General features: G+C 41.7%; 13 protein-coding genes. 5 read left to right on the plus strand and 8 right to left on the minus strand.

The genetic code is table 11. The annotated features are described in order from the left end of the window. Positions 1 to 117 precede the first annotated feature (117 nt). The 4 genes from DVW06_RS04165 to DVW06_RS04180 form a co-directional block, all read right to left on the minus strand. Positions 118 to 2238: a heavy metal translocating P-type ATPase gene (locus tag DVW06_RS04165; RefSeq protein ID WP_137264444.1), complete on the minus strand. Its 2121-nt coding sequence runs from the start codon at positions 2236 to 2238 to the stop codon at positions 118 to 120. Positions 2239 to 2379: 141 nt separating this feature from the next. Further along, positions 2380 to 2589: a copper chaperone CopZ gene (copZ, locus tag DVW06_RS04170; protein WP_003127666.1), complete on the minus strand. Its 210-nt coding sequence runs from the start codon at positions 2587 to 2589 to the stop codon at positions 2380 to 2382. Between the two features lie 3 nt (positions 2590 to 2592). After that, positions 2593 to 3039, minus strand: coding sequence for a CopY/TcrY family copper transport repressor (locus DVW06_RS04175; protein WP_003127665.1), 447 nt, complete (start codon positions 3037 to 3039; stop codon positions 2593 to 2595). Positions 3040 to 3153: 114 nt separating this feature from the next. Then, a complete protein-coding gene (locus DVW06_RS04180; protein WP_005471910.1) occupies positions 3154 to 4140 on the minus strand; it encodes an aldose epimerase family protein in 987 nt (328 codons plus the stop codon). A 148-nt stretch (positions 4141 to 4288) separates the two neighbouring features. On the opposite strand from DVW06_RS04180, the gene DVW06_RS04185 reads away from it, so the two are divergent. Beyond that, positions 4289 to 4648 carry an iron-sulfur cluster biosynthesis family protein gene (locus DVW06_RS04185; RefSeq protein ID WP_021149466.1) on the plus strand — a complete coding sequence of 120 codons (360 nt, stop codon included), beginning with the start codon at positions 4289 to 4291 and terminating at the stop codon, positions 4646 to 4648. Positions 4649 to 4740: 92 nt separating this feature from the next. Here the strand turns inward: DVW06_RS04185 and DVW06_RS04190 are convergent, their stop codons facing one another. Genes DVW06_RS04190 through map form a run of 3 tightly spaced genes read right to left on the minus strand, consistent with a single transcriptional unit; the run spans position 4741 to position 7692 of the window. Beyond that, entirely contained in the window at positions 4741 to 5952 is a 1212-nt protein-coding gene (locus tag DVW06_RS04190; protein ID WP_003127662.1) for a glycosyltransferase family 4 protein, read from the minus strand. Positions 5953 to 5971: 19 nt separating this feature from the next. Continuing rightward, positions 5972 to 6895 carry a YihY/virulence factor BrkB family protein gene (locus DVW06_RS04195; RefSeq protein ID WP_003127661.1) on the minus strand — a complete coding sequence of 308 codons (924 nt, stop codon included), beginning with the start codon at positions 6893 to 6895 and terminating at the stop codon, positions 5972 to 5974. Positions 6896 to 6927: 32 nt separating this feature from the next. Beyond that, on the minus strand, positions 6928 to 7692 hold the full coding sequence (map, locus tag DVW06_RS04200) for a type I methionyl aminopeptidase (protein WP_113850096.1): 765 nt from the start codon (positions 7690 to 7692) through the stop codon (positions 6928 to 6930). 171 nt (positions 7693 to 7863) lie between these two features. Here map and DVW06_RS04205 point away from each other — a divergent pair, with 171 nt between their 5' ends. Continuing rightward, complete coding sequence (locus tag DVW06_RS04205) at positions 7864 to 8304, plus strand: flavodoxin (protein WP_003127659.1); 441 nt, start codon at positions 7864 to 7866, stop codon at positions 8302 to 8304. Positions 8305 to 8372: 68 nt separating this feature from the next. Here the strand turns inward: DVW06_RS04205 and DVW06_RS04210 are convergent, their stop codons facing one another. Further along, positions 8373 to 8960, minus strand: coding sequence for a TetR/AcrR family transcriptional regulator (locus DVW06_RS04210; protein WP_003127658.1), 588 nt, complete (start codon positions 8958 to 8960; stop codon positions 8373 to 8375). A gap of 231 nt (positions 8961 to 9191) precedes the next feature. On the opposite strand from DVW06_RS04210, the gene DVW06_RS04215 reads away from it, so the two are divergent. The 3 genes from DVW06_RS04215 (at position 9192) to zwf (ending at position 12805) form a co-directional block, all read left to right on the plus strand. Further along, on the plus strand, positions 9192 to 10427 hold the full coding sequence (locus tag DVW06_RS04215; RefSeq protein ID WP_003127656.1) for an aminopeptidase: 1236 nt from the start codon (positions 9192 to 9194) through the stop codon (positions 10425 to 10427). Positions 10428 to 10621: 194 nt separating this feature from the next. After that, the gene (locus tag DVW06_RS04220; RefSeq protein ID WP_005471905.1) at positions 10622 to 11269 is read left to right on the plus strand and encodes a metal-dependent transcriptional regulator; all 648 of its coding nucleotides are present in this window, start codon (positions 10622 to 10624) and stop codon (positions 11267 to 11269) included. Positions 11270 to 11281: 12 nt separating this feature from the next. Beyond that, on the plus strand, positions 11282 to 12805 hold the full coding sequence (gene zwf, locus DVW06_RS04225) for a glucose-6-phosphate dehydrogenase (RefSeq protein ID WP_003127654.1): 1524 nt from the start codon (positions 11282 to 11284) through the stop codon (positions 12803 to 12805). The last annotated feature ends 4 nt before the right edge of the window (positions 12806 to 12809 follow it).

A 12809-nucleotide genomic window follows, 5' to 3' on the forward strand; every position in this document is an offset into this window, starting at 1 on the left:
GCCGTTAAATTACCAAAGAATCTTCGATTCTCAACTGACTAAAAAACCGAATCAGTTTGTTTCGGTCGTTCTCCTGCTTACAAGAGAATCAATGGAAACAAACGATTCGGTTTTTTGTCACTCATCAATTTTGAGTGTCATAGCATTGATTGCTACTACGATTGTGCTTAGTGACATCAAAACGGCGCCGACAGCGGGATTTAAAATGATACCAATTGGTGCTAGGATTCCTGCAGCTAAGGGAATCGTCACAATATTGTACCCTGCTCCCCACCAAAGGTTTTGAATCATTTTTCGTCTAGTTTTATGAGCCAGCTCAAGAAAATGCAGAATATCATTAGGGTTACTATTGGTCAAAACAACATCTGCGGAATCAATCGCGACATCTGTTCCAGCGCCGATAGCAATACCGATCGTTGCCCGAGCCAAGCTTGGTGCATCATTGATACCATCACCAACCATCGCTACCCGTTGTTTCTTATTCAGATAATCAGCAACGATTCGTTCTTTATCTTCTGGCAATAATTCAGCAAAATACTCATCGATGCCTAGATAAGTTGCCACTGCCTTAGCAGCTGCTTGATTGTCTCCAGTTAACATCACTGGTGTAATCCCCTGTTTCTTCAATGTTTCGATGAATTTTACCGCCTCTGGTTTGATTTTGTCTCCCAAAGCTACGAGCCCTTCGACTTGATTGCCTTTCACCAAGTAGCTAATGGTGTTCCCTTGTTCTTGATATTTATTCAATTGGTCCGGATCAATGGTTGTCTGATACTTTTCGATCCCTTTTTGATTGACGATCTGCCATTTCTCCCCAGCAATCATCCCTTCGATCCCGATACCAGAATGCGCTTGGATTCCAGTCGCTTCCTTCGGCTGAACATTTTCCTTTTTTGCTTGCGCTAAGATGCCATCAGCAATAGGATGATTGGCCGATTGTTCCAGCCCTGCTAGATAGGCTAGTAGTTCATCTGCTGTATAGTCACCAAAGCTTTCAATTCCTGTGACCGAGAAAGTTCCTTGTGTTAAAGTACCGGTTTTATCAAGTAACAAATAGTCTAGATCATGGGCATTTTCCAGTGCATTACGATTTTTTAACAATAAGCCGTTTTTAGCAGCAATTGATGTCGAACGTGCGACAACCAACGGAATGGCTAATCCAAGTGCATGAGGACAGGCAATGACAAAAACAGTTACCATTCGATCCAGCGCTGTTGGCAAATCCGCTGCGAACACCCAAATTACAAATGCGGTAATTCCGACGACCAATGCAATATAGAACAACCATTTTGCCACTTTATCTGACAAAGCTTCCAATTTTGATTTATCCGCCTGCGCTTGACGAACCATTTCCATTACTTTTGAAAGATAGCTCTCATCACCGGTTCCTGTTACTTCAATAGTAATCGTTCCATTTCCATTTACGGAACCCCCGATTACCTTCGAACCGGACTCTTTCGCTACTCTACGGGACTCACCCGTAACTGCGGATTCATCAATCGTGGTTGCCCCTTCTTTGATGATACCGTCTGTAGGGATTTTGTCACCCGCTCGTACGATCAAACGATCATTTTTCTTCACTGTGTCCAGTGGTATCTTTTCTTCAGAACCATCTGCCTTTTTGCGAGTTACTTCATCAGGCAATAATTCAGCTAATTTTTGCAATGCATTCCCTGCATTGGACACAGCGTTCATCTCGATCCAATGTCCTAAAAGCATGATCACGATCAATGAAGCCAGTTCCCAAAAGAAGTCCATGACATGTGCGCCATGCATGAAATGATTCGCGATAAACGCGTAAATACTATAGACATAAGAGACTGTGATCCCCATAGCAATCAACGTCATCATTGCTGGACTCTTTTGCTGCAGTTCCATCTTCGCTCCGCTCAAGAAAGGCTGACCGCCATAGAAGAACAAAATCGTGGCTAAAATCATCACTAGCCAGTCAGACCCTGGAAAAGTGAACTGAAAAGGCAATTCAAGCCCCATCATAGGGGATAAAAGAATAATCGGGATTGCTAAAACCAAGGAAAGCCAAAACTTTTGTTTGAAATTCCCCATATGCATACTATGATCCATGTGGCTATGATCCATCTTACTATGATCCATCTTACTGTGATCCATCTTACTGTGATCCATCTTACTGTGATCCATCTTACTGTGATCCATCTTACTGTGATCCATCTTACTGTGATCCATTTCCGAATGTCCTCCGTCCATTTCGTTATGGCTCATCTCAAACTCCTCCTTTTTGCTGGAAAGTTTTGCGCCCTGCTGGAACGCGTTGGGGGGTGACAGAAGTTGCCTACCGTCTTTCCGCAAACAATTAAATGAACTTTTTTCATTCCATATCTTTCAAGAACAGCAGCGAGAGACTTATTCAACCGTGGCTGTGTACCCCACCTCCGTTACTTTAGCGATGATGTCTTCATCTGTAACAAGTTGTTCGTCATATTTGACTTTGGCATTGGCTTTCTTTAAATTTACCTTTGCTTTTTTGACACCTGGCACTTCAGACAATGCTTTTTCTACCCGAGCAACACAGTGGTCGCAGCTCATTCCTTCAATGTGATAGATTTTTTTCATGATTTATTCTCCTTCATTCATTGTACATTGACATTGTCCCGGTATACAGTTGCAAGCAATAGCGGCTACCGGTTCTTTTTGCGCCAGTGCCTCTTCCAACATTGTTAGATCTTCATTCGTTAGTTCCGATTCACGAATCATTTCTGCCAATGTTTGGCCGATTTTTTTTGCACAGATATGAGAGAATAAACTCTCTGTGGCACTTTGAATCGTAGCATCCTCGGAAACCAAAGGATAATAAACAAATTTTTTTCCTTGGGTTTCTGTCCGCAATACGCCTTTTTTCACTAGACGGCCTAGTAATGTTTTAACGGTTGCTGTTTTCCAGTCTTTGGATTCGCTAAGAAGTGCCGTGACTTCTTGGGCATCGGATTTTCCTAATGTCCAAATCACTCGCATGATCTCCCATTCGGAATCACTGATTTTTATAGGAGCACTTGATGATTGCATATTTTTTCCTCCTTGCTTGTTCACGATTTAAGTTTACATCCGTAATCGAAAATTGTCAAAAAAAACCTCTGCAGTGTTTGAGATCAACTGACAGAGGTCATATATTATCTATGATTAATAAAAAACACGATAACGAGTCACAGAATGGAAAGGTTTTTCTGGACGTAAGAGGATCTCCCCAAACTGAGGATATTTTTCTGTTCCAGGAACGCCTTGGGTCTCAATAGCCATTCCGCCATGGTTTGCAAAAGGTCCGGTTTTCATTGGTGCTCCTTCTTCGCCATCTCGTGTGGTATAGATGACTACAGCCGGTCGATCCGTTGTAACTGTGATGGAAACTTTTTCATCAGGGCTCGTCACTTTCAAGTCCCAGTCCTGAGTATGATCCAATAAGAATGGATCATCAAGTAATGTTGTGCCCATTTTTCGCGCTACACGAAAGTCAAACTTCGTATCAGCAACAGGTTGTTTTTTTCCTGTTGTTGTGACATCAGGATTCGTTTCAGCCACATATTCTGCATTGATTTGAACCATGTGATCATCGATTGGATTTCTAGTGTCACCGGTCAAATTGAAATAGCCATGATTCGTGGGATTATATAGTGTAGGCTGATCGGTTGTGGCATCGTAAGTAATCGTAAATGAATCATCATTTTCCAATGTATAAGTCACTGTGTATGAAACATTGCCCGGAAATCCACTATCGCCGTCTTTGCGTTCTGTCCGATAAATTACGCCAGCTGCGGTTTCTGTTTCAAATGTTTCAGCTTTCCAAGTATCGGTATCCAATCCCTTAAATCCGCCATGCAATGTATTGCCATTATCATTATCTTCTGTTTGATACTCTTTCCCGTCGATAGTAAATCGGGTTCCTGCAATTCTGCCGGCAACTGGCCCAATCGTTGCGCCATAATAACGCGCTTTCTGGTGTCCTGCGATCGTATCATACCCAACAACTAAGTCTCGGCCGCCATCAATCGGCACGATCCAATCCAGTAAGCGTGCTCCTTCCGGGCTTGTTACAAGTTTGACACCGCTATCATTTTCAACTTCATAAACTGTTCCCATTTTTTCTGTTTCTCGTTGCTGTACACTTGGCATTGACCATCCTTCTTTCTTCACTGAAATAACTTCTCATTCAGTATAGACGTTTTAGCCTCAAGACGTCAATAAGCTGAAAGCAGATTACTTTTGTTCTGAGGGAAATGCTCTTAGAATGAAATTGAAGAGAAAGAAGGAGGAACACATGATGGAACTAAAAATGTCACAAGCAGTCATCAACAAACTAGAAGGATATCATAGCAATGAGGGTGCTTTACTGCTGGATCTGGATGACGGTGTCGGACCTTATTCGAAATTAGGGATCTGTTCTCTCGATACAAGTTTTCGTTTCTTGCTGGTCTCAGACAAAGAGGTTCCCGCACCTTACACCATTACTCTCTCATCTGCGGTTGGACCTATTTATATCAAAGACTATACAGCCAATTATTTCGACCAAGAACCAAAGCTTAATTTAAATGAGCGTTTCCAATCGATTATGTTAGAAACAGAATCTGGCGTTGTCGATCGTAACGTTGAAATAATCGATTTGCGCAAACAATCCTTTTAGGGATAGATACAAAAAAAGAACGACCCACACGTGACTTTCAGCTTCAACTGAACATGTCATGTAAGGATCGTTCTTTTACTGATGGACCGAGATTATTTTTTATGCCTAGCCCGTCGTTTTCTGCGCGAGGTCCGCTGAGGGGTTTTTGATTCTGTTGGTTCCTTTATTGGCTCCTCGGTTGTTTCTAGTGAGTCGCCTGTTCTCTTAGTCAAAACTTCCTGACGAAAGCGCCGATTACCTAGAAATTTCAAGGCGCACATCAATGGTTGGCGATTCTCTCCCACCAAACCAATCAATTCAATAAATAATTCAATCCCAAATGCGGTACTAATGATCAGTAGAATAATTGCCGTATTACTGGCATAGTTCATCAACAGTGCAATAAAAGAAAATACCATTGCTAACGCATAGATTGTCAATACTGCTCCCCGATGAGTAAATCCTAAAGAAAGCAAGCGATGATGAAGATGCATTTTATCAGCAGAAGAAATTTTTTGTTTGTTGAACTTCCGTCGAATCATCGCATAGACAGTATCGGTGATTGGTACGCCCAGAATCAGCATAGGCGTGATCACGGTAATAAACGTCGCATTCTTCAACCCTTGCAATGAGAGAACGGAAATCATAAACCCTAAGAATAAAGCACCCGTATCACCCAGAAAAATCGTTGCTGGATAAAAGTTATAGGGAAAGAATCCCACGATGGCAGCGACTAAAGTAAAGATCACCATTGAAACAGCTACTGAATCAGGCAAAAAGAAGTAACTGATAATCCCAATCGTTATCAAACTGATGATCGATACTCCACTAGCCAGTCCATCTAACCCATCAATCAAATTGACAGCATTTGTGATTGCCAATATCCATAAAATTGTCATTGGCAGGCCTAACCACCCTAAATCGAATACACCGATATAAGGAATCGACACAGTACTGATCTTGATCCCCGCCACAAAATAGATTTCCAAAGCCGCTAGCGTTAACCCACAGACCTTTTGTAATGGAGAGAGCTCAAAGATATCGTCAAGCAAACCAGTCACTACAACGATCGCGGCTCCTAAGAGCATTGGCCAGACATAGTTAAATGGGATCATCTCGCGAAACTCCCAAAGCAAGGCAAAAGAGAAGGACAGGAAAATACTAAGTCCTCCTGCTGTAGGCATTGTTTTGGTGTTGATTCGTCGTTCTCCTGGGCGATCGACTGCACCAATTTTAAAGGATATCAATTTAATGATGGGCGTCAATATCAAAGATATGATCATCGTGATGAAAAGACGTACAATAAATTTAAATGCAAATTCCATCGCTCATTCTCACTTTCATTTATTTCTCCTTATTGGAAAATGTATCTTCAAGTTTTGATGAGATACGTTCCACGGGATCTTTTCGTTCTTTGATCTCTTGTCCCGATAAATATTCTTCCACAACTGCGTTGATGATGCCGCCTAAAATAATGATCGTTGCTGCCAGATTCAGCCAAATCATCAACACAATGAAACTCCCGATGATTTGATAGCCGCTGATCCTAGCAGCAAAAAAGCGGGCATATAAGCCGAACACTTGCGACAGCAACATCCAGCCCGCCGTAGCAAATACTGCGCCAGGAAGCGTTGACCGAAGTTTTACTTTGGCATTAGGCACCAACCAGTAGATTAGCATCAAGATAAACAGCAACGCAATGATCGTCAAAGGCCATTTGACAGTTTGGAAGGTAGCAATCAAATCATCTTGAATATGGAAGATTGGTTGTAGAAAGTCCAAAATGATCTTCCCTAAACCAATAACCATCGTCACACCTACGATTGCAATCATAAACAAGAGAATAATGACAAAAGAGACCGCACGAACAACAATAAAGTTCGAACGCTGATCGACACCAAACGCTTTGTTCATGGCAATTTGTAATGCATTGATGCTTTGGCTGGCTGACCAAAGAGCTGCAAGTGCCGAAATAGACAACAAGCCGCCGGAACCAGAAGTCAGCAGATTCTCAATGGCCGGTCCGATAAATTCATACACTTGACCAGGAATCAATTCTTGGACATAGGGCAGCACGTTACTAGGAGCGATTGAAAGAAAAGGCAGCAAGTTTCCGATCGCGATCAGCAATGGAAACAAGGATAGTAATAAATAATAGGCTACGACAACTGAGGTCGTTCCCATTTCAGATTCCGTGATCCGCGTTTGTGTCGTTTCTATAAATCGCATAAGCTTTTGATTGCTTTTCGCCTTATCGATCCATTTCATTTGGGGTTCCTCCGACATCCGTCCATTCTTTTCTAGTAGGTTCCTTCTTCTCCTTGAGAAGTCAAGATCCGTGGACCATCTTTTGTGATAGCTAAGCTATGCTCATATTGACAACTCAATCCACCATCAAGTGTGTACGCTGTCCAACCATTTGGATCCATCTTCATTTTCCAAGTTCCTGTGTTGATCATCGGCTCGATCGTGATGACCATCCCTTCTTTCAAGCGCAGGCCTTTCCCTGCTTCGCCATAATGAGGAATCATTGGTGCTTCGTGGATCGTTGGACCAATGCCATGACCGACAAAATCACGGACAACACCATAGCCTTCACCTTCCGCATACGTTTGGATCGCATGACCAATATCACCGATTCGATTCCCAACTTGTGCTTGTTCGATTCCCAAATACATCGCTTTTTTCGTTACTTCCATTAAACGATCGATTTCTGGGGTCGATTCACCTACGACATAACTCCAGCAAGAATCGGAGATTCCGCCTTTTAGATCAATACACATATCTACTTTGATCAGATCACCATTTTTTAATACTTTTTTTCGGGGAAACCCATGACAAATCTCATTGTTGATGCTGCAGCAAGTCGCATATTTATAATCGTCAAAGCCGATCTGTGCAGCGATTCCGCCATGGCTTTCAATATAATTTCTCACAAATACTTCGATATCCCAGCTAGTGATCCCTGGTTTAATAAACGTACGAAGTTGTTTATGAACGTCCGCAAGTAATGCGCCGGACTCAGCCATTTGATCAATCTCTCTGGCAGATTTTAATGTTATCATTTTCTCGTCTCCCTTATTTAAATTCCTCTTATTTTACCATAGAAAGCAAGAATTTTACAAAGTCTGCTGATTCACCTAAGACTTTTTTCAAGAATTGTTATTCTTGACTGGGTTTGCTATAATCAGAGAGGGTTTTTACTGTTGACCGTTAAAGGATCGGAGGACTTATTTATGACTTTAGCTAAAATCGTTTACGCAAGCATGACAGGCAACACCGAAGAAATAGCTGATATCGTTGCAGAAGCACTTGAAAATCTGGCTATTGAGGTAGATATCAATGAATGTACGCAAGTAGATGCCGATGAATTCGAAGAGGCAGATATTTGCATTGTAGCCACTTATACCTATGGTGATGGTGAACTGCCAGACGAGATCGTTGATTTCTATGAAGACTTGCAAGAATTAGACCTGAGTGGAAAAACATTTGGTGTTTGCGGTTCAGGTGACACGTTCTACGATGATTTTTGCAAATCTGTCGATGATTTTGAAGCAGCTTTTGCCAAGACCGGTGCTATCAAAGGAGCAGAAAGCGTCAAAGTTGATTTGGCTGCCGAAGAAGAAGACATTCAAAACTTAGAAGACTTTGCGAAAAAAATCGTTGCATCTCTTTGATGCGCATACATAAAAAAGCATGTATCCCACGCTGGGTACATGCTTTTTTCTCTTTACGTATGATTTAATTATTGATCGAATGACTTGTATGAAATATCAATCGGTGTTTCTCGATGAATGATATTTTCTGCGGTCTCGGTCATCAATTTTGCAATTTGGTCTTCCGTCGGATGAAGAATTCCCGAAGACATCAATGCGGCTAATCCAGTGGCAACGATCCATACACCCGTATGCAATGATTTCAGTTCGACTTCTGTTAAATCCTGATATTTCGGATCTTTTTTCACAGATTTGACGAATAAATCAAAAGAAAATTTTTGCATGGAATCGCCACCGCCATACTCTTCCAGGTAAAGCGCGCGATACAAGCGTTTTTCTTTATTCGCAAAACCAATGTAATTCAAAGTCAGATCGACGATCACGTCCCCACGTCTCTCAATGGGAAATACTTCTGTTGCTAGATAATCATAAATTTGATTGATCAAGGCACTTTTAAGGTCATCCATGTTTTTGAATTCTAAGTAAATCGGTTGGGTTGAACACTTCATTTTCGCTGCAATATTCCGTGCGGTAAAACGTGTGAATCCTTCGGTTGCGACAACTTCATAGGCAGCTTTTAAAATCTGGTCTCTAGTAATTGTTTTCTTTCTTGCCATAATTTTTTAATCTCCTTAATTCTGCTATACATCGCTTTCAGAAAAACCTTTTATTCATTGTATCATGTTTTTTTAAGATTGCAAAACAACTTTTAAGATTGTCCTAGTCCCTATTTGCTTCCAATTCAGCATGAAAAAATCTGTTTTTTTGACTTCGATTTCATTTGTTTTCAAAAAAAAATAGTGCTATCATAGAGAAAGTTATAGTTAGAAAAATTAGGAGGAATTTTAATGGTTTTACCAAATTTTAATCAAAATCTTGAGAAATATGCCCAACTAATCACAGAAGTTGGCGTCAATGTTCAAAAAGGCCATACGATCGTCATCCAAATCGCTGTTGATCAAGCACCTTTGGCTCGCCTTTTGACAAAAAAAGCCTATGCATTAGGGGCAGCAGAAGTCATCGTTCAATGGACAGATGATGTCGTTCAAAAAGAATTTCTTGCCCACGCCGACAGCGATCGCTTGGAAACGATTCCTCAATACAAAATCGATCAAACAGACGATTGGGTAGCAAAAGGTGCGAGCCGTATCAGTGTGGTTTCAGCCAATCCCGATGCATTAGCAGGTGTAGATTCAGACCGCGTAGCGACTTATCAAGCCGCCTCGGGGAAAGCCATGATTAACTTGCGAAAAGCAACCCAAGCCAACAAAGTGAGCTGGACGGTTGTGGCAGCCGCTGGTCAAGATTGGGCACAAAAAGTCTTCCCTGATGCAACACCAGAAGAAGCGCAAGACTTGCTTTGGGATCAAATTTTCAAAACAACGCGCATCTATGAAGAAGACCCTGTGGCAGCTTGGAAGAATCATGATAAAACGTTGCAAGAAAAAGCTAATGAACTCAACGAAGAACAATTCACAGCGTTGCATTATACTGCCCCAGGCACAGACATTATTATCGGCTTGCCAAAGAACCATTTATGGGAAGGTGCCGGCAGCTTCAATGCCCGTGGCGAAAAGTTTATGGCAAACATGCCAACAGAAGAGGTATTTACCGCTCCTGATAGTCGCCGCATCGATGGCTATATCTCAAGTACGAAACCATTAAGCTATGCGGGAACGATCATCTCTGGGATGAAGTTCACCTTTAAAGATGGGAAAGTGGTTGATTTCTCTGCAGAACAAGGAGAAGAAGTTTTAGCAAAATTATTAGCCATTGATGAAGGCGCAAAACATTTAGGCGAAGTGGCTCTTGTTCCTGATCCTTCACCAATCTCACAATCCGGGATCATTTTCTTCAACACCCTTTTTGATGAAAATGCTTCAAACCACTTAGCTCTTGGTTCGGCTTATGCATTCAGCTTACAAGGCGGAACAGAAATGAGCGAAGAAGAATTGGCCGCTGCTGGTCTCAACCGCAGCCAAACACACGTTGACTTTATGGTAGGATCTGCCCAAATGTCCATCGATGGAATCAAAGAAGATGGCACAACAGTCCCAGTATTCAGAAATGGCGATTGGGCTTAATACACACTAAAAAGACTGAGAGGATGAATCATTCTCTCAGTTTTCTTCTTCTTAAAAAAACTGACTGTCAGAATAAGCGAATAAAGTAAAGCGGTTTATAAAAAACCTTCTTCCCACGGTTTTTTCCGTAGTAATCTGTGGCTTTTTTTGATAGAATTTAGTTTGATAGTCTTTGATAAGAGAGGATGAATACCATGACACCAAACCGCGAAGATTATTTGAAGCTCATCTTGGAATTGGGCGGTGATCAGAAGAAAATCAACAACAAACAAATCGTTTCTGGTCTGGATGTGTCTGCTGCTTCAGTAAGCGAGATGATTTCTAAGCTTTTAAAAGAAGGCTTAGTGGAACACTCTCCTTATCAAGGCGTCCAATTGACCGAAAGCGGACTAGCTTCGGCAAGTGCTCTCATTCGTAAACATCGTTTATGGGAAGTATTTTTAGTGGAGCATTTGAATTATTCTTGGAATGAAGTCCACGATGATGCGGAGGTACTTGAACATGTCACATCAGGGACATTGGCTGATCATTTAGAAGCCTATCTAGGACATCCTAAGTTTTGTCCTCACGGCGGAATGATCCCCGAACAGGGACAACCCGTCCACGAAGGAGAAAAAACGACGATGAGTGCTTACCCTGTCGGGACAAAGATCCGGATTGCTCGCGTGTTGGATGAACGGGAATTGTTGGACTATCTGGTAGCCATCGACCTGAATATTCATGAAGAGTTTGAGATCATTGATACGGCTGCCTACGAAGGACCGATCACCATTAAAAATGCGGATAAAGAAATTGCTGTCAGTTATAAAGCAGCTAGTACGATTTTTGTAGATAAATTGTAAGGAGTGAAAACGATGGAAAAAAAGGTGCTTTTTACTATTTTTGGCGGAACCGGTGACCTTGCACAACGCAAACTTTACCCTTCCCTCTTCCGTTTGTATAAAAAAGGCGATCTTAAAGAGGATTTTGCTGTAATCGGTACGGCTCGTCGTCCTTGGTCAGATGACCATTACCGTGAAGTTGTTATGGGAACGATCGAAGATTTGATCGAGTCAAAAGAACAAGCTGAGACTTTCGCTTCACATTTTTATTATCAGTCTCATGATGTGACAGATACCACTCACTATGACTCATTGAAAGAGCTTGCAGATTCTCTAGATCAGAAGTATCAGCTTGAAGGAAACCAACTGTTTTATCTGGCAATGTCTCCAAACTTCTTTGGTACCATCGTCTCACATTTAAAATCACAAGGCATGCTTGAAACCGAAGGCTACCATCGTGTGGTGATTGAAAAACCTTTCGGAAGTGACTATGCCTCTGCGAAACAATTGAACGAAGAAATCAATCAAGTTTTCAGTGAGCAAGAGATCTATCGAATCGATCACTATCTAGGAAAAGAAATGATCCAAAATATTTCTGCAATCCGTTTTGCCAATAATATTTTTGAATCGCAATGGAACAACCGCTATATCGACAATGTTCAAATCAATATCGCTGAAGATCTCGGCGTTGAAGAACGCGGCGGCTATTATGATAAGAGTGGTGCCTTAAAGGATATGGTCCAAAACCACATCTTGCAGATTCTCTCTTTGCTAGCTATGGAACCACCAGTCGCTTTCTCAGAAAAAGAACTCCGTACAGAAAAAATCAAAGCATTGAATGCGATTCGCATTTATTCAGAAGAAGAAGTCAAAACCAATTTTGTCCGCGGACAGTATGCTCACGGGCAATTAGAGGATCAGCAGTTTGCTGGGTATCGTGAAGAAATGAATGTTGCGGAAGATTCTGCCACCGAAACATTTGTCGCAGGCAAGTTTTTGATCGACAACTTCCGCTGGTCAGGAGTCCCTTTTTATGTACGCACAGGGAAACGTTTAACAGAGAAAGGCACCCGTATCAATATCGTTTTCAAGCAAGTTCCAGTGAATGTTTTCAAGAAAGATGTGACTGATTGCGAAAGCAAGAAGAAATTAGCACCTAATGTCTTGACGATTTATATTCAACCGACGGAAGGCTTTTCACTTTCTCTAAATGGCAAAGAAATCGGTCAAGGATTCGACACCCTTCCTGTTAAACTAGATTACCGCAATAGTACTGAAATCGTAGAAAATACGCCAGAAGCCTATGAAAAATTGCTCTTAGATGCTTTGAATGGGGACGGCACCAACTTTACTCATTGGGACGAAGTTGCTCAATCATGGCGCATCGTCGATGTCATCCGACATGCTTGGGATAAAGAAACACCTGATTTTCCGAATTATTCAGCAGGGACCATGGGACCAAAAGCCGCCTATGATCTATTAGCAGCTGATGGCTTTGAATGGATTTGGAAACCAGATGAATGGTATCGTGAACGGAACTTACTAAATAATCAATAAGCAG

This window comes from Enterococcus sp. ARL09-542, assembly GCF_005234805.1.
GTDB classification, from domain to species: Bacteria; Bacillota; Bacilli; order Lactobacillales; family Enterococcaceae; genus Enterococcus_D; species Enterococcus_D gallinarum.